The organism is Mycobacterium branderi (genome assembly GCF_010728725.1).
GTDB lineage: Bacteria > Actinomycetota > Actinomycetes > Mycobacteriales > Mycobacteriaceae > Mycobacterium > Mycobacterium branderi.
In genome coordinates, this window is record NZ_AP022606.1 from 3615870 (window position 1) to 3637184 (window position 21315).

The following is a 21315-nucleotide window of genomic DNA, read 5'->3' on the forward strand; positions in this document are numbered from 1 at the left end:
GAAGTGGGTAGACAAGGCGACATGAGCACCATCGATCCCTCGGACGAGGCGATCACACTGAGCCTGCACGACGCGCCGCCGGCTCACCTGATGGATGCGATGGTCAAAAATGTCGAGCTCGAATTGGGTTGGGGCCGACTCATTTTCGGCCAGACCTTCCCCGATTCCGAGAGTCTGGCCGAGGCCCTGCGGCGGGAAGAACCCGGGCGGCGTGACATCTGCATCTATCCCCGCGAGCCGCACGTCGTCGTCGCCCGATCGCCCAGCGAGTTCTTCATCGACCCCAGCCACACCTATCGGCTGCGCTTCAGAGACTCGCCCCAGGAAGCTGCCCCGCCGCCCGGCGTGACAGTGCGCACGCTGAACGAGCGGGCCGACGCCGACGCGATGAACCGCGTCTACGTGCGCTGCGGAATGGTGCCGGCACCGGTCGACGTGACCTGGAACAACCACCTGCACGCCGAGGCCGTGACATACCTGGTCGCGATCCGCGACGACGACGGCGCCGTGGTGGGCACCGCCACCGGCGTCGACCACGAGCTGCTGTTCTCCGATCCGGAGCGAGGGTCGAGCATGTGGACCCTGGCCGTCGACCCGGCCGCGGCACTTCCCGGGATCGGCGAAGCCCTGACCCGGGTGATGGCCGAGCACTTCCGCCGCAAGGGCCGCGCCTACCTGGACCTGTCGGTCGCCCACGACAACGACGCCGCCATCGCGCTCTACGAGAAGCTGGGTTTTCGCCGCATCCCGGTGATGGCGATCAAGCGCAAGAACGCGATCAACGAGCCGCTGTTCACCCCGCGCCCGGAAACGATCGACGACCTCAACCCCTATGCGCGCATCGTCGCCGACGAAGCGCTGCGCCGCGGAATCCGGGTGGAGGTCCTCGACGCGGAGACCGGCGAGATGCGGCTGAGCCACGGCGGCCGCAGCGTGATCACCCGAGAATCGCTGTCGGAGTACACCTCGGCCATCGCCATGAGCCGCTGCGACGACAAGCGCCTGACTCGCCGGCTGGTCAAAGAGGCCGGCATCACCGTGCCGCAAGCCCGCCTGGCCAGCTTCGACGAGGACGACTACGCGTTTTTGGCCGAGGTCGGCGAGGTCGTCGTCAAACCGACGCGCGGCGAGCAGGGCAAGGGCATCACTGTCGGCATCACCGCCCAGGACGGCCCCGACAAGCTCGCGGACGCGGTGGCCCGCGCACGGGAGCAACACCCCGAGGTGCTGATCGAGCAGCGCGTAGCAGGTGACGACCTTCGCCTGGTGGTGATCGACGGCAAGGTGGTGGCCGCCGCGCTGCGGCTACCGCCTGAAGTCATCGGCACCGGCGACCGCACCGTGCGGGAGCTGATTGCCGCCGAGAGCCGGCGCCGCTCGGAGGCCACCGGTGGTGAATCGCGCATCCCGCTCGACGGCGTCACCGAGGCGACGGTCGCCGAGGCCGGGTGGGCGATGGACGACGTGCTGCCAGAAGGCACCCGGCTACGGGTGCGTCGCACCGCCAACGTGCATCAAGGCGGCACGATTCGCGACGTCACCGCGCAGGTCAACCCCGAATTGTGCCGGGTCGCGGTGGCGGCGGCCGAAGCGATCGGTATCCCGGTGACCGGCATCGACCTGCTGGTACCCGACGTCACCGGCAAGGACTACGCCTTCATCGAAGCCAACGAGCGGCCGGGACTGGCCAACCACGAGCCGCAACCAACGGCCGCGGCGTTCATCGATTTCTTGTTCCCTGGTCAGCCCGCCCCGCCGACGGCGTGGACTCCTGACGAATCGCAATCCGACGGCGGCAATTAAGGCCATTCCCGCACATAATTCAAACCCGCTGAGAGCACCTGGCAGAGCAGGAAATTCGGCAATTCGCTGGCGTTTGCCCCCACATGTCGCGGTAGGCTCGGCAACACGCAAGTTCTCGTCGGCGCAGCGGAAATCTGTTTTCGCAACGGCAGGAATGGGGGTGTGCAGATGCGCTATTTGGCGACCGCGTTCGCCGTGGCGGGCATCTGCATTCTCGCCACTGGTTGCGGCGGCGGCGGAAGCCAGGGCGCCAAGTCGACGACGACCACCACCACGACGCTCATACCTCGCCCCGTCGTGGAGCGCGAGCTCGACGGGTTGCTGCTCGCCCCCGAGCAGATCAACCCCGTGATGGGGGCGACCGAATTGAAACTCACCAGGAAACACGACCAGATGTCCGACGACAGCGCCCTGATGGAACCCAGGGAATGCCTGGCCATCGACAGCTCGGCGCAGGCCCAGGTCTATGCGGACAGCGGATTCACCGCGATCCGCGATCAGGCGTTCAACGACGGCGACAACTTCACCCATTACGCCGAGCAGGCCGTGGTGTTGTTTCCCACTGCCAAGCAGGCCGCCGCGTTCTTCAACAACTCGGCCAAACAGTGGCCGGCTTGCCACCAATACCGCCACCTTCAGTCCGGGACGGAGTGGACCGCCGGGCCGATATCCAACGCCGACGACGTCTTGAGCGTGGTTGCGACGCAACAGAATGCCCGAGCCGGTGGTTGGGCCTGCGGACGCGCGCTGGCGCTGAAAAACAACGTCATCGTCGACATCAACACCTGCAGCCCGGAACCCAAAAACTCGGCTGTCGACCTCGCTAAGCAGATCGCCGCGAAAGTGCCTCTGCGGTAAGGCCGTTAGGCGTGGAGCCGCTGCTTGATGGCGGCGTCTTGTTTCTTGCCGACATCGCTGACGAAATCCGGCGGCGCGGACATGCCGCTGGGGCCGTCGAATTCGAGTGTGACGAAAGCCCTGCCCTCGGTGAACAGCAACACCGTGATGCCCTTGGACTTGTCGGGCGCATCCCCTGAGATCGTCGTGCCGCCGGCGCCGACGTCCGTCGCGACAGGCGCCCCGGTAATCGCGCCGGGCGGCGCCGACTTGGCCGCATCGAGCGCGTTCGCCGCCGCGGCGGGATCCGGCAGGATCACGATGGTGTCGCGGATGACGTGACTGCCGTCGTCGTCGGTGAACGTGATCGCCGCGCCCTGCTGGCCATTCGGGTCCCGGGTCGGCGGGCTGGCGGTGAAGGTGTCGGGTGCGTTGATGTCTTTCGGCCCGATCAGCAGCTTGGTGTAGTCGGTGGGTGATGCCGGCGCCGAGGCGTGGCTGGTTGCGGTCGGCTTGGCTGACACGGAGGTGGCGGTCGACGACTTCGAATTGTTGTGGCAGCCGGCTACCAGCGCGGCCGCCACAGCGACTCCGGTGGCCGCCATCAGTGGAATCCTCATTGCGTGGCTGCTCCTTTGCTGCAACGTCATCGCCGAACTATATCCGGCTGCGAGTCGGTGCTATTCAGTGTCGGCCGGGTCGAGAAGTCGCACCTCCTCGAGGTCCATCGCGGTCTGCAGCTCGCGCAGCACGATGTCGTCGATGCGATTTCGGTCTCGCAGCTCGGTGACGGCCCGGCGCTTGTGTTCGAGCACACCGAGACGTACCCGTCGCACCAGGTCGTTCTGCTCGGCCGCGGCGTTCGGCGCCGAGGCGTCGGTGGTGACCAACGCGGCGTGTTCTTCGTATTCCTTTCGCAGACGGCTCAATAGCTCCTCGCCGACACCGAGTTCGCCGGCCACCAGTGGCAGTGCCTCGAGCGCGGCTTCGGCACTGCGAGCACGGGCCAGCTGCAATTCGTCGGCGTGCGCAGCGTCTTCGGGCAGCCGGGCCCAGCGGACCACGATCGGCAGTGTGCTTCCCTGGACCAAGACGGTCACCAGGATCACGACCGACACCACGAAGATGATCAGGTTGCGGTCCGGGAACGGCTCGCCGCTGCGCGTGGTCAGCGGGACGGCCAGCGCCGCGGCAAGCGACACTGCGCCACGAAATCCCGCCCAGCTCGACACCGCGCGCTGACGCCAGTCGACGCGACGGGCGCGCTGCACCTCGCGCCGGTCCAGTGTGCGCAGCAGCATGGTGGTGATTTCGCTCCAGGCAATCCGGGTCGCGACGACGACGCCGGTGACGGCGAGCGCCAGTAACACCGCGCGGCCGAGCCCGCCGTCCAGGTTGTCGATGCCCCGCACCGCGCTCGGAAGCTGGACTCCGACGAACACCCACAGCGAGCCGTTGATCAGGAATGTCGAAATGTCCCAGAACGCGAACGACTGCAGCCGCGACCGGGCCCGGATCACCCGTGGGCCGACATAGGTGAGCACGAGAGCGGCCACTAAGACCGCGACGACGCCGCTGCAGTGAACCGACTGGGCAAGCAGAAACGCCGCGAACGGCGTCAGCACGCTCAGAGCTCCCTCCTCCAGCGGCGCGTCGAGTCGGCGGCGCAGCATGGTCACCGCCAGGCCGACCACGAGCCCCGCGGCGATACCACCGAGATAGGAGCCGACGAATCGGCCGACCAGAGCGGCCGGGCCGATCGCGGGACTGCCGGTCGCGACGGCAACCGTCACCGCAAACAGCACCAGCGCGGTGCCGTCGTTGATGATGCTCTCTGCGCGCAGCACGGTGAGGGGCCGGCGCGGCAACTGCTTGGCCAGCCCGGCCACGGCGGCGGCGTCGGTCGGCGAAAGCACCGCGCCCAATACCGCGGCCGCGTGTGATTCCATGCCGAGCGCTCGCGCGGTCCACGACACCGCGACGGCCGTGGCGATCACCAGGCCGACACTGATCAGCACGATCACCCGCAGGTTCGCCCGGATCTCGCGGAAGCTGGTGTTCATGCTTTCCCAGTAGAGGATCGCGGGCAGGAACAGCAGCAGCACGATTTCGCCGTCGAGCCGAATTCCGCCGAACCGGGGGATCAGTCCGAGCAGGGCGCCCAACAGGATGAGCAAGACGGGCGGACCGACGCGATAGCGCTTGCCCAGCACCGTCCCCACGATGACGGTGGCAAACAGCGCTACGACAACGACGAGTCCGAACACCAGCACATCTTCCTGTATGGGTTCGGTAACGCGCTGCGCGGCGGCTCAGTTTTGCCGCAGGGCCACTACCTGATTGCTGTGGCCTGCCACGTAGACGGTGCCCATGTTGTCGACCGCCAGACCCCACGGGTTGTCGAGCCCGGTGAAGGGCAGTTCGATTTGCGTCGTAGATCCGACGGGAAGTTTCAGCGCGCGGTTGTTCTGGCTATCGGTGACATATACGGCGCCGTCGCTGTCGACTGTCACACCTCCGGGTTCCTTGAGGCCCGTCAAGGGGAGGGCCGCTTGGGTATTCGATCCCACCGGCAAGGCCAGCACGCGGTTGTTGCCGCCATCGGCCACGTAGACCGTTCCGCTGCTGTTCACGACCACACCAGTGGGAGCACTCAGTCCGGCGAAAGGCAGTACGGTTTGCCGCTTCGAGTCGATGTCAAGCGCCACCACCCGGTTCTTGTCGGTATCGGTGACATACACGATGCGGCTACTGGTCACGGTCACACCGGTCGGGTTGCCGAGATCGGTGAAGGGAAGTTCGGTTTGGGTGGTCGACCCGGCGGGAAGGACGACCACCCGCTTGTTGCCGGAGTCGGTGACATAGACGCTGCCGGTGTTGTCCGCCGTCACACCGGTCGGATAGTTCAGGCCCTCGAACGGTAGGACGTGCGCGGCACTCGCCCCCGCCGGCAATGCCAGCACCCGGTTGTGCGGGGTATCGGCGACATACACCGTGCCGCCGTAATCCACCGAAACCCCTTCGGGTTCCCGCAGACCGGTGAACGGCAGCGTCACCTGGTGGTAATCGCCGGCTCCCGCGCTGCGATGGCCGATGGCCAGGGCCGCGCCGGCGATGACCGCTGCGACGACGAGCGCGGCGGCTGTCGAGATCACGACGGTTTTACGGCGCCACCACGGCGGCGACGCTGCCTGCGGTGGCGGGGTCTGCCTTTGGTCGCGGCTGGCAATCCGCGGCTGTGTGGGAGCCGATGCGTGCGGCGAAGCGACGGGTGTGGTGATGGCCTCCCGGGCGGCGCGCGCCAGCTCCACGGCAGTGCCGAAGCGCGCGGCGGGGTCTTTGGCCATGCCCCGGGCGATGACCATGTCGAAGCCGCCAGGCAATCCGGGGTTGGTGGTCGACGGTCGCGGCGGGGGAGTTGTGACGTGGTTGGTGATTTGTTGCTCGAGGCGATCCCCCGGGAACGGGTAGCGCGCGGTCAGGCATTCGTAGAGCACGCAGGCCAGCGAATAGATGTCCGAACGGGCGTCGACGTGTCCGGCGCTGAACCGTTCCGGAGCCATGTAGTGGTAGGTGCCGATCACGTCGCCGGCCGCCGTCAACCCCAATTCGCCCGCGGCGCGGGCGATTCCGAAATCGATCAGATATGCGAAGTCGTCGTGGTCGAGCAAAATGTTGGAGGGCTTGACATCCCGGTGCAGCAGCCCGACTTTGTGTGCGGCGTGCAAAGCCTTGGCGACCTGCTCGACGATGCGCACCGCGCGCTCCGGCGGCAGCGGGCCGCGGGCGAGGACGGACTGTAGGTCGGGGCCCTCGATCAGCCGCATGTCCACGAAGAGCCGTCCGTCGATTTCCCCGTGGGTGTGGATCGGGATGACATGTGGGCTGTTCAGTCGCGCCGCTGCATGGGCTTCCCGCCGAAACCGTTGTTGGAACACGCCGTCTTTGGACATCTCGGCGGGTAGGATCTTGAGCGCGACGATCCGATCGATCGAAGTGTCGTGGGCCCGCCACACCTCGCCCATGCCGCCGCGGCCCAGCAATTCGATGAGCCGGTACTTTCCGAACGAGGTTCCCTGCAACGAAGCCCTCCACAGCAACCTGCCAGCAACGTGCCAGCACCTTAGCGCGCCGCGAATAGCGGTCGCAGGCTTTTCCCCGCGCTACCGAGGCGGACGGCAACTCAGCCCGGACAAGGAGATTCGCCCGGCGCCGGCCGAATTACGCGCCTGGTTCCTGGTCGTCGGCGGGTGGCGGTGGTGGCGGCGCCGGCGCGGGCACGGGCACGGACGGCGGGCTCTGGCCCGGAGGCGGCGGTGGGCCCAAGTGATTTGCGGCGAACGCCGCCCCGCGGTCGATCATCGCCCCGTCGCCTGCGTAACTATCGTGCGCGGCGAAATTCATTCCGTCGGAGCAAACCGGGTCCTCGGGTGCGCACAATTTGATGGTCTTCGCCTGGTAGGCCGGGCCGATGACGACCGGCGGCTGGCCGAGGAAGTTCATGGCCCGGACGTTGGGCATGGCGAAAAGCACGACGGCGGCAACGTGGTCGGCGATCTTGGGGTCCAGCGGTTTCGGCACCGTCGCCGGGTCGACGCCGTCGGGCACCGAGGCCGACGTGACGAAGCCGGTCACTGCCGCGCCCTGCGAATAGCCGCCGAGCACCATCTTGGTGTTGGGACACGTGTTCGCCATCGAAACGACATGAGCGCCCGCGTCGCGAATACCGTCGAGCCCGGTCGCCCACTCCTCGCTGGCGGGGTAGTTGACGGGGTAGACGTCGAGCGACCTTGCGCCCAGTCGCGGGCGCAGCGAGTCGACGAATGCTTGGCCGGTCGGCCCGACACCGGGTGGCTCGCCGGTACCGCGGGCGAACACCACCTGCACGTCAGGGCACGGTTGGGCGGGTGCGGACGCAACGCCGAGGCTCGGCAGCGCTCCCGTCGATACGACTGCACCACAAAGGAATCGGGCGGTAAGACGTCCTCGCATGGCTCTTATGGTGCCATATTGCGTCGCAACGCCCTGCATCGAATCACCGTCGCACGCCCGCCATTTCTTCACCACGATTCAAAAGCTCGACGACACTGCCGCCCGAGCACAGGATCTGCGTCGAGCGCCCCGAAAGTGCACGTAGGCGTCCCGCGGCGGGTGCGTTTCAGCGGTGTGACGATTCGTGTCTTGCCCGTAAATGATTCGGCGCCGCCATCACGCACCGGCGCTTGCTGAGCACTAAACCGGCGAAGGCAGAAATCTTCGTGACTGGGAGGACTTTCATGACCGATGGTCTTGTCATCGACGCCGAGGGTCTTGACCGGCTGTCATGCAGCGCCAGGGCTGAGCCCGGCGCGGGCAAAAAGACCCTCAAAGCCAAGACGGTGTGTGAGGCCGGTTTCCGCAACCTGACGTACGTCCGCAACCTGTCGCCGGTGCTGGTTGGCGAGCCACCCGCGCTGCTGGGCGACGACTCGGCCCCCAATCCGTCGGAGACCGCGTTGGCCGCGCTGGGTTCTTGCATCTCGGTCGGGTTGCTGGCCAACGCGACTCATCACGGCGTGACGCTGACGAAGATCGAAGTCGAGATGGAAGGTGACATCGACATCTCCGCGGTGTGGGGTGTCGGTGATACGCCCGACGACAAAATCCCCGGCTTCACCGAGGTTCGCTGCAAGGTCACCCTCGCCGGCGATACCGACGAGAAAACGCTTCAACGGATTCACGACAACGCCATCACCTGGTCGCCCGTCGTGAACACCTTCCGGCGTCCTGTGATCGTCGAGTCGACGCTCGTCACCTCATGAGAGCCCTGACAGTGACGGCCGACACCCCGGCAGGTGGCCTCGACAACGCGTTGCTTTCCGACATCGCTGCGCACGCCGCGGCCCTGGATCTGGGTGAGGAGAGCTCGCGGCGCAGTTTCGCGGCGCTCGGCGAGGCGGGGCTGCTCGGTCTGGGCGCCCCGGGCAACACCGATGGTCGGCTGCCTGCGATGGCAGCGGTCATCGGCGAGATCGCCGCGGAGTGCATGAGCACGGCGTTCTCGGTGTGGGCGAACCGGATGGTGGTGGAATACCTGCTGACCGCTGAAACCGCTTACAGCACAACGGTAGTCCAGCCGTTATTGCGCGGCCAGGCCCTCGGTGTGACGGCCATGGCGTCCGCTTTCAAGGATGCGGCAGGCTGCGGAGCCCTTGAGCTGCGGGCGGCGTCGGTCGAGGGGGGATACGAACTGTACGGCCCGATCAGGTGGGCCAGCAACCTCTACCCCGACTCCTTGCTGGTGACCGCGGCGCGCGGCGAGAACGGCGAAAAGCTCGTCGCCGCACTGCCGCTCGACACACCGGGCATCACTGTGGGAGACCAGTTCGATCTGTTGGCGCTGGGCTGCACCGCGTCGTCGTATCTCAAGCTGAAGGGCGTCCGAATCGCGACTGAGCAAGTGCTGTCGACCGACTTCGCGGAATTCATCAGTACGGTTCGCCCCACCTTCCTGGTCCTGCAGTCCGCGATGTGCCTGGGGCTGGCCTCCACCGCCCTGCAGCAGGGCCGGCTCGGGTTGGCCGGGGTCAACTCGGTGTTCGCCGCCGAGGTCGACTCACTCGCCGGCAGGCTCGCGCTGGCCGAGACGACGCTGGCGAGTTTTGCCGCGGCGGTGGGGACTCCGAGTCAGCCGACGAAGAAGGACCTGCTTTCGCTTCGCCTCGACGCAGCCGAAATCGCCAGCGCCAGCGCGGCATTGGAGATCCGAACCGCTGGCGGCAAGGGATACGCCAGCAGGACTTCGGCAAGCCGACGCTACCGGGAAGCGGCCTTCATTCCGGTCCAGTCCCCGTCCGAGGCGCAGCTGCGATGGGAACTCGGCCGGTGCGCATGACGTCGGTGTCCGTGCCGCTCGACGGTACCGACCCGCACGTGGGCGGTATCCCGCTGGCCGACCTGGTGCGCGATTTTCACAAGCAGATGGTGAACTTCGCTCGCACTATGGTGGATTCACCCGCGGGTGCCGAAGAGGCCGTGCAGGAAGCGTGGTTGCAGATTCTGCAGTCGGCGCATTCGTTCGAGGGCCGCTCCTCGGTGGCGACGTGGCTGTTCGCCGTCGTGAAAAACACCGCGTCGCGGCACCGTCGCCATGAATCACGGATCCGCAAGCACGAGCTGCTGGCTCAGGAAGCCGCCGATCCGCTGAGCGGGCGGATGCATCCGCCCGGGCATCCCGATGCCGGCCACTGGAGCGTCCCGCCGTCGAGGCGGTTCTTGCCCGAGGACGAGACCGTGACCCGAGAGCTGGTGGGTCAGGTGCGCGCTGCTGTGGCGGCATTGCCTGCGCGGCAACGCCAACTCGTGATTCTCCGCGATCTCGTCGGGATGACGCCCGACGAGGCCGCCGAGATTCTGGAAGTGTCCGGGCCGGCGCAGCGCGCTCTGCTGTATCGCGCTCGCGGAAACCTGCGCAACGAACTGGAGAGGCGCTATCTGGAATGCCCGTGAACCAAGACCACCTCGTGCCCGCGATCGACTGCACCGACTTCGTCCTGCTCGTCGAGGACCTTCTCGACGCAGAGCCGGATCGGTGGGCGGCAGTCGTGACCAAGCATCTTCGGGATTGCCCGCCCTGCCTGATTTACCTGCAGCAGATGCGTGATCTGCGGATTCTGCTCAACCACGTCTTCGACGGGGAAAAACTCAGCGACGAGCACATCGGCGGAGTCCTCAACGCGCTCACCGGGTTCCGAGAGGTGCGCTGATGTCACAAATCGTTTCGTTGCCAGAAGACTTCCGCGCACCTGCGCAGGCGCCCAGCCTCCGCCCGACGGACGATCCGTTCGAGCTCTTGAGTGTCGGCGCCATGGTGCGCCGAGTCGCCGACATGGCGGTCGACAAGGCATCTCACCCATGGGCGTTCCTGGTTCGTTCTCTGGTCGGCGGCGCGATGGTTGCATTCGGGGTGCTGCTGTCGCTTGTGGTCAGCACGGGAGTCAAAACGCCTGGGGTGGCGAGCCTATTGATGGGTCTGGCATTCGGTATGTCGTTCGCGCTGATTTTGGTGTCCGGCATGTCGCTGATCACCGCCGACATGTCCGCTGGGCTGCTGGCGGTGCTGCAGCGGCGAATGAGCGTCGTTGCCTACGGCCGACTCATCCTGATCGGCTTGGCGGGCAACACCATTGGCGTGCTGGTGTTCGCGACCATTTGTGCGGCGGCGGGCGGCCCTTACTTGGGCGGATTCGCCGAGCGGGCCGCAGCTGTCGGTGTGCAGAAGGCCGGTCAGCCGTTTGGGACCGCACTTCTGCTCGCCGTGTTGTGCACATGGTTCCTGCAGACCTCGATGTGCCTGTTCTTCAAGGCGCGAAGCGACGTCGCGCGCATGGGCTTCGCGTTCTACGGGCCGTTCGCGTTCGTGATCGGCGGCACCCAACACGTCATCGCCAACGTCGGGTTCATCGGACTGCCGTTGCTGCTATCGGCTTTCCACGGCACGGCGCCGCACACCGTGATCGGTTGGGGTTTCGGCAGTCACGGTCTCGCCACAAACCTGTGCGTCACCACCCTCGGCAACCTCATCGGCGGCACGGTCTTTGTTGCCGTGCCCTTTCAGCTCGTGGCCTGGCTGCAGCAGCCGGCACGTTAAGAGCCGCCTTGGCGGGCGAGTCGCTGGTCGTGGATCTTGACCAGTTCACGGAATCCGATCCGGTGGTACTGCGGAACCGGCTGCACTCCCCATTTGTCCCGCGCGGTGTGCTGGCCGGCGGCTTCGGGCGCGCCGCCGAACGGCGCACCGGACAGCGGGTAGGGGTACTTGCATTCCAGCGTGTCGTCGGAGTAGCGGACCTTCATCAGCTCGCTGCAGATGTCGCGCAGTGGCAGTGTCGGCCAGCCGTAGTAGACGGCCATGAACGGAAGAGTGAAGGCGCCTTCGATGACCAGAGCGACCAGGCACACGAACACGCCACGTTTGAGCCACTTGTGCATGCGCGCGAAAGTCGGTGTGGTGCCCAGCGGAAGGTTTTCTGACGACGTAGTCACGGCAACGCTCCTTCTAGTCGGAGAAGATTTCTCGGTTCACGGTGTGCAGGTAGGGGATGGCCAGGAACGGCGTGATGTAGAAGATGTCGTAGAGCCACCAGCCGACGACCGGGAACACGACTCCGGCGTAGCGCACGTCGGCGTACATGGTCATGTTGAACACGTAGCCGATCCAGATCACCACGCCCATCCAGCAGGTGATGATCAACCACTGATGGCCCCACCGCTTCATCTGTAGAAAGCCGATCGCGGCTGCCATCCGCATGCTGAACACGGTGAGGATGAGCCCGACCTCCCAAGCCTTTTCACCGGGTCCGGCCGCGCCACCGATCCACAATTCGTTGTAGTGCCAGAAGTAGCCGGCGTCGAACATGTTGCCCCACCCGGTCATCAGCACCCGATCGATCAGCGTGTGGTTGGCGACGAGGTCCAGCGACCAGCCCAGGCTGTTGAGGGCGCTGTCGATCAGGACCAGATAGCCGATCAGGGTGACGATCATCGGCCGAACCGACAGCCCGGCGCGTTGGGCCTGCCGCTGCAGCCACACCCCGCGCAGGAAAACGGGCAAACCGACCAGGCCCAGGGCCCAGGTTCCCATCAGCACGGTTCCGGCGATCAGCCACTTGTCGGCGTGCCGCTGGGCGGCGCGGCTCTCCTCGTGATGCTGGTCGTAGCTGCTCTCCGAACTTCCGCGCAGCACAGGCACATTCATAGGTGCCACCAGCCGCGCGCAAACGACATGTACAGCTGGACGGCGAACATCAGCAGCAGGTAGCCGTAGATGAAGATCTGGAAGACGATCATGGCCCGCTTGCGTCGCTGGTCTTGTTCGTTCATCAGGTGCCGCTCCCTTCTCAAAGTGATTGCGCGTCAAGCAGGCTGGCGGCCGCGACCTCGCGCAGCCCGTCGGTGATCGCGCCGTCGTTGCTCAGCGGCGCCAGGATGCACGCCTGGGCGGCTTCCATTTCGGTTGCGCCGGAGGCGATCAGTTGCGCCGCGGTGACCAGGACCCTGGTCGACGGCGGCTCGAAGTGGAACACGTCGTCGGCGGTGCGGATGCTGGTTGCGCAGCCGACCAGCCGGCGGGCGACCGCCATATCGATGCCCGATTCGGTGACCAGTACCTCGGCTTCCCGCTCGGGTGGCAGGTAGTTCATCGCGATTGTGACAAACCGTTGCCGCAACGAGGGTTTCAGTTCCTTGAGCGAGCTGCGGTAGGCCGGGTTGTAGGAGCAGACCAGCATGAACGAATCGGGCGCGTGGATCACCGTGCCGGCGCGGTCCAGGTACAAGCAGCGACGATGATCGGTGAGCGAGTGCAGGATGGCCAGCGAGTCGTGACGCGCTTCGACCACCTCGTCGAGGTAACAGATTGCGCCGTCCTTGACCGCCCTGGTCAGGGGCCCGTCGGTCCAGGCGACGTCGCCGCCGGTGACCAGGAACCGGCCGACCAGATCGGAACTGGTCAGGTCGTCGTGGCAGCTGATCGTCACGACCGGGCGCTCCAGCAGCCCGCCCATGTGTTCGACGAGCCGGGTTTTGCCGCAACCCGTTGGGCCGGTGAGCATTACCGGCAGCCGCCGCTCGAATGCCCGCTCGAACAATGCGACTTCGTTGCCGGTGGCGTAGTAGTTCATGCGGCCACCAATTCTCGATGGACGTGCGCCAGCACGCGGGGGAGTTCCTCGACGCGCCGGATCCGTTGGGAGCGGCGGGGTCCGAACACCTCGGGTAGCGGGTCGACGCGGGTGGGGCCGACGCCGAGGTAGTAGACGGCGACCCCGGCTTGGCGTGCTTCCTCGGCGGCGTGGGCGGTGTCGGCCCAGGCGTAGCGGCCCTCGTAGCCTTCGTCGGACATCAGCCCGTCGCCGATGACGATCAGCAGGCGCCGTTCGGATGGCTGCGCCAGCAGCCGGCTGGTCAGGTGGCGAAGCGGGGCGCCGAGCCGGGTGTAGCCGCCGGTCACGAGACCCATGCCGCTCGGTGCGACGAAGTGAGTGTCGTCAAAGTCCTTGAGGCAGCGGACGTCAACGTGATGGCGGGTGTTGCCGCTGAACACGAAGATGCCGTGCCGCTCGCGGGCGAGCGTCATCGCCCGCGACAGCGCGTCGGCGCAGGCGAGTTCCAATTGGAACAGCCGTCCGCCGTGCACGCCCAGCGACGAGCTGCCGTCCAGCAGCAGCGCGGTGGTGACGTCGCGGCAGGCGGGCAACAGGTCGCGGAACACCCGGGGTTGCGATGCCTGCCCGGTGATGGTGTCGATGTAGTGGGCGACGTAGGAGTCGACGTCGAGATCACAGCCGTCCTCCAGGCGGTTGGTCATCGCGCGGTGGGTGTGTTCCTCGAACCATCGCCGCAGATTGGCCGCATCGGCCGGTGCTTGGTGTCCGCGGGCGGTGTGTTTGCGTTCGAGGACCGCGACGTGGTCGGCGAGAAAGCTTTCGCGCCAGGCGTTCCACTCCGGATAGGGGATACCGGGGCGTTGGTCCGGGCGGATTTCGATGTCGTCGTCCTCGGGGCGGCTCGGTGGCGGGAGGTTGGGATTCCGCACGCCGCCGTCGCCGCCGACGGGAACCGAGTAGGCGCGCGGGGTGTCCTTTCGGGTGCTGCTCCAGGGCATCCGGCCAAATCTGCGTCGGGCGGCAGAGATCAGGCCGTTGCGACTCGAAACAGCGAGCGGCAGTGCGCCCAGCAACGGATGACAGACCAACGGTTGTCGTGAGCGCGCCAGGGCAATGGCGCGATCGAGCATCGTCGGCGCGTCGAGGTCGTGTGGCGCGATTTGAAGGTCAGGCAATGCCCGTCGCAGTTCGGGCAACAGTCCGGGCCACGTGGTGGCGATCCATCCCAGGGCCACGCCGGCTTCGACGAGAGTCAGCGCGTTGCGTTCGCGGGCCGACAACGTGTCCAGCCGATAGGTGGCGATTCGGTCCTTCGACGGTGAACACTGCAGCGCCACACCGCATGTCAGGGTACGTCGCGTCCAATCGGACGGTACCGGGAATGGCACGTGGACGACGCGCCGGCCGGGGCTCAGTCCGAAACCGCGGTGCACACCGGTGACCAGCCGGGCGTCGTCGCGACGCCGTTCGGACAGCACCACCGCCGTCACCGCGCAACTGCGCTCCAGAGACAACGCCCCCGTATCAGCCATGGCTCAAAACGTGCCGATGTTGGCGAACACCCAGTACCAGAACGCGATTACCGCGCCGGTGCCGCCCCAGGCGGCGATGTAACGCACGATGTCTTGCCACACGACCAGACCTCCGTATTCTGATGGGTTATCGCGCTTCGAGCCCGCGAAGGGTGGTGGCGACGAACTTCTGCAGCAAGTCGTCGCGAATCGATGTCATGTGATGGGTCGTGGTCAGCACCGCGTAAAGGCCCAGCAGGAAGAACACCGCGCTGCTGAACGCATCCACCTCGGGGTAGGTCTCGCCCCGGTCGCGTGCACGTTCGATCTCGGCAACCACCAGCACGATCAGCGGGTGGTCACTCCACTGTTCGTTGGGCGGTCGGGTCGATGAGAAGTGCAGTGCCAGAAAGTCTTTGAAGAGCAGATCGCCGAGCCGCTTCTCCAGCCCCGCGACCAGGCGCACCACTTCGGTCAGCGTCGCGGCGAGGTCGTGCCGTTTGTCGAGGAAGCGGGCCAATTCGGTGGCCATCCGTGCTTCTTCGCGGGCTTCCACCTCGAGCAGCACGTGCTCTTTGGTGGGGAAGTGGAAGAAGAACGTGCCGTGCGCGACCCCCGCGGCCGACACGATGGCGCCGACGTCCGCGCCGGCGAGACCGGAGCGCTTGAACTCGGCGACCGCGGCACCCAGGATGCGCTGCCGGGTCTGCAGCCGCTGCGCCTCGCGGGCGGACGGCTTGTCCTGCACTCCAGTCATGGTGCGACCTTTCTAACCTATTGACTGATTAGAGTCAATGAGGGGATCCGTCAGCTGCATTGAGGCTTGTACTATAGCATTGAATTACAACAATATTGCCTGCACTGTCTCGGTCCGGCGTGCTCTCTTTACTGAGTGAAGTCATTGACATGGAAGGTGTCGCGACGCTACAAAGACACGGTGAATCTGCTCGCGTTGAAGCTGCGACATCGCAGCGAAGCCGGCGCGCCGGGCGATGGACTCGGCTACGACGAGCAGGTGGAAGAGGCCCGGCTAGCGCAGCGGCAAGCCGACCGATGGCTGATTGCCGGCACGCTGCTGATGGGCACGATGATCATCGGCTTCGTCGGTTTACCGCTGTTCCTGCGCGGGGTGTGGCTGCAGCGTCGGGCTCAGCAGTCTGGCCTGTCGGTCCGGCCGGTGATGGTGACGGTGCTCGGCTACCTGATCATCCTCGATGCCGGGCTCAATACGCTGGGTTGGTCGATCGACCTGATCGCCAACCATGCGCTGTTGACCCGGGTGATCCTGACCGCCTGGGGCAACTTCTTCGACGCCGGCTACTTCTGGCACTACAACGAGTTGTGGATCGGCGGCGCGGCCGGACCCGGCGAAAAGGGCTGGGAGGTAGGGCTGATCCTCACCGTGTTCACGATGCGCATCGCCGCGGCGATCGGCTTTTTGCAGATGAAGCGCTGGGGCCACCAGTGGATGATCATCACCTGCTGGATGGGTGCGGTGATCTGGATCGGCTACGTGTTCAACATGACCATGTACGCCGACGTGCGCTACGCCGGGGTGGTGCTGCCGGTCGTCGGGTGGTGGCTCTACGACATCTTCTACATCACGCCGTTCCTGGCCATCCCTTACCTACATACGGTCAACCGGGAAATCTTCTCCGACTGACGTGTCGGTGCCCAGTCCTACTCTCGCAGTCGAGGAGAGGAGGACCCCATGGCGCAACTCATCGGTTGGCTGTTCGCGGTGGCGCTCGTTGTCGCGGTCCTACGGGTGATCTGGCCGTTCATCGTGCTGGGCATCGCCGTGTACCTTGCGGTCAAAATCGCAAGGGGCGTCGCCGACCACTACGCGCAATTGATTGCCGCCCGGCGGGCCGACCGGGATGCGCTGTGCGCCAGGGCAGATCGCCAACACGCTCAAGTCCTGCGCGGCAATCCGGCCGGCGTCTACGGCGACTATCCTGCGGCCGACCTCGGCGAATTCAATCCGGTGCTGTGGGTCTGCAACCAGCCGCCGGCGCGTCGCAGCTACCAGCGCACGAGTGTGAACGGGTAGGACTCCGTCCCGCCCGGGCCGCCACCGCAGCTCGAGTCGTAGCTGGACTCCACCGAGCCGGACAGCGTCGCCGCATCCCACGAGTAGGTGTCGTGTGAAGGAAGGAAGTAGACCACGCAGCGCACACCATCGGGTATGTCGACGCTCATCGTGTACCGGCCGTTGGCGAGATGGGCATCCCCGTCGTAGGGGGCCGCCTGCCCGTTGGGCTGCGGTATCGCCTGGATGTGCACGCATCCCGGTTGCATGCAGGGGCGGATCGCCCAGATCCATGCGTGGCCGGGGTCTCTCGGCGTCTGCATCGCGTAGTTGCCGATCTGCATCTCGGCCTGTGAAACCGGGGCGACGGTAACCGCTATCGCGGTGAGCACCACGCCGAGAGCCAACGTCTTCACGGATCTGGATAGTAATCGCCGTCGGGTGCCGGCGGCGCCTATTCGAAGTCCGGCCCGATCGACCGATCCTGCGGCTCCCCGGGGCGATGGTTGGGCTCGGCCGCGACGCGCGTCCAGGTGCCGGGCGGGTAGTAGTCCGACCATTGGCCGGGCTCCGCGTAGTGCACACCGAGCACCCCACCGGTCAGGAACTCGTACCTGTCGCCGTCGCCGCAGTCGGCAGCGCCCTGGTCGCCACCGAGCCACACTGTGAAAGCCATATCTGGAGTATTGCCCGCTCGATCGGCCTACTACTGCGAGCAGACGGTTCTCGCGGGCTGCCCGTGCGCTGTGGCGCTACTGACGACCTTGCCGTCGAGCGAAATCGTGCAGGTGATTGCGCCGGGTCCTTGCGCGCTGATCACGAACACTTCGGTGCCGAACGCGGTGAACTGCGTCGACCATGGCAGCTTCACGTTGGCCTCTTGGCGCTGACCGGTGTCGGTCTGGTACGAGATGTATTCGGCCACAGGGGGACCGCTGATCTGGTAGCGGACCTTTGGCACCGTGGGCAGCTGCGGGGTTGCCCTGGCTGCGCCGACGCCGCAGATTCCGGCGGTGGCTGCCAGCGTCATGAGGGCAGCCACGAAGACCCGGCTGCGGTGCAGGGCTACGCAATAAGTGCTGAGCATCGTCAGGGCCCCTTTCGCGACGAAACACCGGGAAAGACCGCAGATACCCGGAGCGTATTGACGGCGACAGGCGGCGGGCGGGGAACGAACGATCGTGATAGAAACGCGAGCTTTTCGTTATGAGCTCGTGATCGACGTGTGCTATTGGACGCATGTGAAATTTCGCGGGTCGGCTCTAAAAACCTTGTAGCAGAGCGCCTTTGCCACCGGCTTGGCGACGCGCGTAGGGTGGCGTGATGTCCAAACGCGTCGTGGTCTGGGGTACCGGCTTCGTCGGCAAGATGGTGATCGCCGAGATCGTCAAGCATCCGCTGTTCGAGTTGGTCGGTGTCGGCGTCAGTAACCCTGAGAAGGTGGGCCGCGATGTCGGCGACATCTCCGGGCTGGCCGAGCCCGTCGGCATCACCGCCACCGACGACGTCGACGCACTGATCGCGCTCAAACCCGACGCGCTAGTCCACTACGGGCCGACCGCCGCGCACGCCGAGGCCAACATCGCGCTGATGACGCGGTTCCTGCGCGCCGGCATCGACGTCTGCTCCACCGCGATGACGCCTTGGGTGTGGCCGACCATGCACCTCAACCCGCCCAACTGGATCCAGCCGATCACCGAGGCGTGCGAGCTGGGGGAGTCGTCGTGCTTCACCACCGGCATCGACCCCGGTTTTGCCAACGACCTGTTCCCGATGACTCTGATGGGCGTCTGCTCGGAAGTGCGCACTGTACGGGCCTCCGAGCTGCTCGACTACACCAACTACACCGGCGACTACGAAAACGAAATGGGCATCGGCCGGGAGCCGGAGTTCCGGCCCGTGCTGGAAAACCGCGAGGTGCTGATCTTCGCCTGGGGTGCCACCGTCCCGATGATCGCGCACGCCGCCGGCATCATGCTCGACGAGATCACCACCACCTGGGACAAATGGGTGACGCCCACCGAACGCAAGACCGCCAAGGGCGTCATCCAACCCGGACAGGTTGCTGCGGTGCGGTTCACGATCAACGGCGTCTACCAAGGCAAGACGCGCATCCAACTCGAACACGTCAACCGGATCGGCCACGACGCCGCGCCGGACTGGCCGTCGGGCACCAAGGACGACGTCTACCGCGTCGACATCGAGGGAACGCCAAGTATCTTCCAGGAGACGGCATTTCGGTTCACCGACGGTTCCGGGCGCGACGCAGCCGCCGCCGGATGCCTGGCCACGGGGATGCGGGCACTCAATGCGGTACCCGCCGTCAACGAGCTGTCCCCGGGCTGGGTGACTGCGCTCGACCTTCCGTTGATCGCCGGGGCGGGCACCATCCGCTAGACCGTTACATTAGTGCCCGGCGTGCAGACGCGTACGCCGTGGGAGGACGAGATGGCAGACGCAGAACGGCCGGCGATAGGGCTGTCGGTGGGAGCCACCAACCTTGCCGCCGTCACCGCCGAGCGGGCGGTGACCCGCAAACCCGTGCTGACCTTGTACCGGCACCGTCCGCCCGAAGTCGGTGTGCCGTCGGAGAACCCGAAGCTGACCGAGCCCGGGGTGGTGATCAGCGACTTCGTCGACCGGGTGGGCGACCCGGTCGGCATCGCCGCATCCGACGGCTCGACGCACCGCAGCGAGACGCTGCTGGCCGATGGGTTGCGGGCGCTGGCCTACGCCGCGACCGACGGGCGGGCGCTGCCGGCGGCGGTCGCCATCACGCATCCGGCGCACTGGGGACACCCGGCGGTGGGCGCACTGGACGCCGCGCTGCGCCGGGTACCCGAATGGTCGACGGACGGTGTGGCGCTGCTGCCGGATTCCACGGCCGCGTTGACCGCCCTGCAAGCCAACCCCGGGCTGCCGACCCGCGGGATCATCGCGCTGTGCGACTTCGGGGGCACCGGCACCAGCCTCACCCTGGTCGACGCCGCCGGCTACCAACCCGTCGCACCCACGGTGCGCCACACCGACTTCTCCGGTGACCGGATCGACCAGGCGCTGCTGGCCCATGTGATGGCGGATCTGTCCGCGGCCGGTTCGGTCGACACCTCGGCCACCTCGGCGATCGGCTCGTACACCCGATTGCGCGGCGCGTGCCGACGCGCCAAAGAGGAACTCTCGTCGACCACGGCGACCACGCTGAGCGCCGAGCTGCCCGGGTACCGCGGCGACGTCCGACTCACCCGAGCCGAACTCGACGAGGCGATCCGCCAGCCGTTGGCCGGATTTCTCGCAGTCATTCAGGAAACATTGCAGCGCAATGGGATTCGCGATCTCACCGCGGTCGCCTCGGTTGGCGGCGGGGCCAGCATCCCGGCGGTCACCACGACGCTCTCCGAGCATCTGCGGCTGCCGGTCATCACCACACCGCGGCCACACATGACAGCTGCGATCGGCGCGGCATTGCAGGCCGCGCGCGGCCCAGCCGACAACAGCGCGACCGCGCTCGCGCCCGCGGCCACTCAGGCCGGACCGGTCGTCGAAGCTCCCACGATGGCCGAAATTGCGCCGGAGCCCAGCCCCGAACCGGCGCTGGCCTGGTCGGAGGCCGACGACGAGTCCGGCATCATGCCCCTGCTCGACGGCGAATACCCGGCAGCCACCGCCGAGACGACGTCCGCTCGCCCGCAACGGACCTCCGACCGCGACAAGCAGCCCGTCGACACCCGCACGGTTGGCATGCCCTGGTATCGCCGGCCCGCGGTGGTCGTCGTCGGCACCGCGCTGGTGGTGTTGGCGATCATCGCCGCCGTGATGATCGCCATGCGCCATACCTCCGGCGGCGGACCGATCGCTCCGCCCCCCGGCGTGAGCACCACACCGGCACCGGGGACCTCCGCGCCCGGCACCGAAAGCCAGGCCCCGTCGTCGGCGACGACAGACACCCAGTCGCCGAGCAGCGAGTCGCCGTCGTCGACTGAGTCGGCGACCACGCCGTCGACCACGACGGAGGCGCCGACCACCACGACCACAACCGCGCCGACGACCACGCAAGCGCCGACCACCACGGCACCCACCACGACCCAGGCGCCTACCACCACCCAGGCTCCGGTGGTGCCGACAATCCCGCGGATCCCGCGGATTCCGGGTATCCCGCAGTTTGCGCCCCAGCCGGCACTGCCGGGCGGCTAATCCGGTGGTTCCTGTGTGTCCGGCGGGTTGTCGTCGGCGTGCGGCTTCTCTTCGGGGTCGCCGAATTTCGGGTTGCCCTCGTCATCGAGCCACTCGTTGACCGCGGTCCCGGTGATCGTGCGGTCAGTCCCGGGCATCACCGCCGTCGGGCGCTGATCGTCGTAGGACTTCGCCATCTCGGCGGCCTGTTCCTTGTGTTCCTCGGTGACCTCGGGCGCCTCGGTCTGCTGCTGAGGTTCTTCCTCGTCCTGCGGGCTCATAACCAGACGACTACCCGCCGCTCCGCGGCTTCCAA

The 21315-nt window shown here is 66.5% G+C and carries 25 protein-coding genes; 11 read left to right on the forward strand and 14 right to left on the reverse strand.

Annotated elements, in window-relative coordinates; all coding sequences use genetic code 11:
• Positions 1 to 21: 21 nt before the first annotated feature.
• Positions 22 to 1803 (forward strand): N-acetylglutaminylglutamine synthetase, encoded by a 1782-nt coding sequence (gene ngg / locus G6N47_RS17595; protein WP_083133331.1) that lies wholly within the window; start codon positions 22 to 24, stop codon positions 1801 to 1803.
• A 168-nt stretch (positions 1804 to 1971) separates the two neighbouring features.
• Complete coding sequence (locus G6N47_RS17600; RefSeq protein ID WP_083133330.1) at positions 1972 to 2661, forward strand: sensor domain-containing protein; 690 nt, start codon at positions 1972 to 1974, stop codon at positions 2659 to 2661.
• A 5-nt stretch (positions 2662 to 2666) separates the two neighbouring features.
• On the opposite strand, the gene G6N47_RS17605 is transcribed toward G6N47_RS17600, so the two are convergent.
• The 4 genes from G6N47_RS17605 to G6N47_RS17620 form a co-directional block, all read right to left on the reverse strand.
• Entirely contained in the window at positions 2667 to 3260 is a 594-nt protein-coding gene (locus G6N47_RS17605; RefSeq protein ID WP_083133329.1) for a hypothetical protein, read from the reverse strand.
• 60 nt (positions 3261 to 3320) lie between these two features.
• Positions 3321 to 4907, reverse strand: a complete 1587-nt coding sequence (locus tag G6N47_RS17610; protein WP_083133378.1) for a Na+/H+ antiporter — start codon at positions 4905 to 4907, stop codon at positions 3321 to 3323.
• Between the two features lie 45 nt (positions 4908 to 4952).
• Positions 4953 to 6722, reverse strand: a complete 1770-nt coding sequence (locus tag G6N47_RS17615) for a serine/threonine-protein kinase PknD (RefSeq protein WP_083133328.1) — start codon at positions 6720 to 6722, stop codon at positions 4953 to 4955.
• Between the two features lie 139 nt (positions 6723 to 6861).
• Positions 6862 to 7632: a cutinase family protein gene (locus G6N47_RS17620; protein WP_083133327.1), complete on the reverse strand. Its 771-nt coding sequence runs from the start codon at positions 7630 to 7632 to the stop codon at positions 6862 to 6864.
• Positions 7633 to 7916: 284 nt separating this feature from the next.
• Between G6N47_RS17620 and G6N47_RS17625 the strand changes: the two genes are divergently transcribed.
• From G6N47_RS17625 to G6N47_RS17645, 5 genes are read left to right on the forward strand one after another with little or no spacing between them, the layout of a single operon-like run.
• Positions 7917 to 8441, forward strand: coding sequence for an OsmC family protein (locus tag G6N47_RS17625; RefSeq protein WP_083133326.1), 525 nt, complete (start codon positions 7917 to 7919; stop codon positions 8439 to 8441).
• A gap of 5 nt (positions 8442 to 8446) precedes the next feature.
• Positions 8447 to 9514: an acyl-CoA dehydrogenase family protein gene (locus tag G6N47_RS17630; protein ID WP_083133377.1), complete on the forward strand. Its 1068-nt coding sequence runs from the start codon at positions 8447 to 8449 to the stop codon at positions 9512 to 9514.
• Positions 9511 to 10128 (forward strand): RNA polymerase sigma factor, encoded by a 618-nt coding sequence (locus G6N47_RS17635; RefSeq protein WP_083133325.1) that lies wholly within the window; start codon positions 9511 to 9513, stop codon positions 10126 to 10128. Before G6N47_RS17630 ends, G6N47_RS17635 begins: the two co-directional genes overlap by 4 nt.
• A complete protein-coding gene (locus tag G6N47_RS17640) occupies positions 10119 to 10385 on the forward strand; it encodes a hypothetical protein (protein WP_083133324.1) in 267 nt (88 codons plus the stop codon). The genes G6N47_RS17635 and G6N47_RS17640 overlap by 10 nt, the downstream gene beginning before the upstream one ends.
• Positions 10385 to 11269 (forward strand): formate/nitrite transporter family protein, encoded by an 885-nt coding sequence (locus G6N47_RS17645; protein WP_083133323.1) that lies wholly within the window; start codon positions 10385 to 10387, stop codon positions 11267 to 11269. The genes G6N47_RS17640 and G6N47_RS17645 overlap by 1 nt, the downstream gene beginning before the upstream one ends.
• Here G6N47_RS17645 and G6N47_RS17650 read toward each other — a convergent pair.
• The 6 genes from G6N47_RS17650 to G6N47_RS17670 form a co-directional block, all read right to left on the reverse strand.
• The gene (locus G6N47_RS17650; RefSeq protein ID WP_083133376.1) at positions 11266 to 11610 is read right to left on the reverse strand and encodes a hypothetical protein; all 345 of its coding nucleotides are present in this window, start codon (positions 11608 to 11610) and stop codon (positions 11266 to 11268) included. The genes G6N47_RS17645 and G6N47_RS17650 overlap by 4 nt on opposite strands.
• 67 nt (positions 11611 to 11677) lie before the next feature.
• Positions 11678 to 12376: a hypothetical protein gene (locus G6N47_RS17655; RefSeq protein WP_083133322.1), complete on the reverse strand. Its 699-nt coding sequence runs from the start codon at positions 12374 to 12376 to the stop codon at positions 11678 to 11680.
• On the reverse strand, positions 12373 to 12501 hold the full coding sequence (locus G6N47_RS30075) for a hypothetical protein (protein ID WP_264007110.1): 129 nt from the start codon (positions 12499 to 12501) through the stop codon (positions 12373 to 12375). The genes G6N47_RS17655 and G6N47_RS30075 overlap by 4 nt, the downstream gene beginning before the upstream one ends.
• Positions 12502 to 12518: 17 nt before the next feature.
• Complete coding sequence (locus G6N47_RS17660) at positions 12519 to 13301, reverse strand: CbbQ/NirQ/NorQ/GpvN family protein (protein WP_083133321.1); 783 nt, start codon at positions 13299 to 13301, stop codon at positions 12519 to 12521.
• A complete protein-coding gene (locus G6N47_RS17665; RefSeq protein ID WP_083133320.1) occupies positions 13298 to 14818 on the reverse strand; it encodes a nitric oxide reductase activation protein NorD in 1521 nt (506 codons plus the stop codon). The genes G6N47_RS17660 and G6N47_RS17665 overlap by 4 nt, the downstream gene beginning before the upstream one ends.
• Before the next feature lie 127 nt (positions 14819 to 14945).
• On the reverse strand, positions 14946 to 15554 hold the full coding sequence (locus G6N47_RS17670) for a TetR/AcrR family transcriptional regulator (protein ID WP_083133319.1): 609 nt from the start codon (positions 15552 to 15554) through the stop codon (positions 14946 to 14948).
• Positions 15555 to 15755: 201 nt separating this feature from the next.
• Here G6N47_RS17670 and G6N47_RS17675 point away from each other — a divergent pair, with 201 nt between their 5' ends.
• Positions 15756 to 16460, forward strand: a complete 705-nt coding sequence (locus tag G6N47_RS17675; RefSeq protein ID WP_083133375.1) for a hypothetical protein — start codon at positions 15756 to 15758, stop codon at positions 16458 to 16460.
• 48 nt (positions 16461 to 16508) lie between these two features.
• Entirely contained in the window at positions 16509 to 16850 is a 342-nt protein-coding gene (locus tag G6N47_RS17680) for a hypothetical protein (protein WP_083133318.1), read from the forward strand.
• Here G6N47_RS17680 and G6N47_RS17685 read toward each other — a convergent pair.
• From G6N47_RS17685 to G6N47_RS17695, 3 genes are read right to left on the reverse strand one after another with little or no spacing between them, the layout of a single operon-like run.
• Positions 16823 to 17245, reverse strand: a complete 423-nt coding sequence (locus G6N47_RS17685; protein WP_179966392.1) for a hypothetical protein — start codon at positions 17243 to 17245, stop codon at positions 16823 to 16825. The two genes, G6N47_RS17680 and G6N47_RS17685, sit on opposite strands and share 28 nt — an antisense overlap.
• Before the next feature lie 38 nt (positions 17246 to 17283).
• Positions 17284 to 17505, reverse strand: a complete 222-nt coding sequence (locus G6N47_RS17690) for a hypothetical protein (protein WP_083133317.1) — start codon at positions 17503 to 17505, stop codon at positions 17284 to 17286.
• Positions 17506 to 17535: 30 nt separating this feature from the next.
• Positions 17536 to 17859 carry an MmpS family transport accessory protein gene (locus G6N47_RS17695; protein WP_083133373.1) on the reverse strand — a complete coding sequence of 108 codons (324 nt, stop codon included), beginning with the start codon at positions 17857 to 17859 and terminating at the stop codon, positions 17536 to 17538.
• 293 nt (positions 17860 to 18152) lie between these two features.
• Between G6N47_RS17695 and G6N47_RS17700 the strand changes: the two genes are divergently transcribed.
• Together G6N47_RS17700 and G6N47_RS17705 are read left to right on the forward strand one after the other, a co-directional pair.
• Positions 18153 to 19226, forward strand: a complete 1074-nt coding sequence (locus tag G6N47_RS17700; RefSeq protein WP_083133316.1) for an NAD(P)H-dependent amine dehydrogenase family protein — start codon at positions 18153 to 18155, stop codon at positions 19224 to 19226.
• A gap of 51 nt (positions 19227 to 19277) precedes the next feature.
• Positions 19278 to 21020, forward strand: coding sequence for an Hsp70 family protein (locus tag G6N47_RS17705; RefSeq protein WP_083133372.1), 1743 nt, complete (start codon positions 19278 to 19280; stop codon positions 21018 to 21020).
• On the opposite strand, the gene G6N47_RS17710 is transcribed toward G6N47_RS17705, so the two are convergent.
• On the reverse strand, positions 21017 to 21280 hold the full coding sequence (locus G6N47_RS17710) for a hypothetical protein (protein ID WP_179966393.1): 264 nt from the start codon (positions 21278 to 21280) through the stop codon (positions 21017 to 21019). The two genes, G6N47_RS17705 and G6N47_RS17710, sit on opposite strands and share 4 nt — an antisense overlap.
• Between the last annotated feature and the right edge of the window lie 35 nt (positions 21281 to 21315).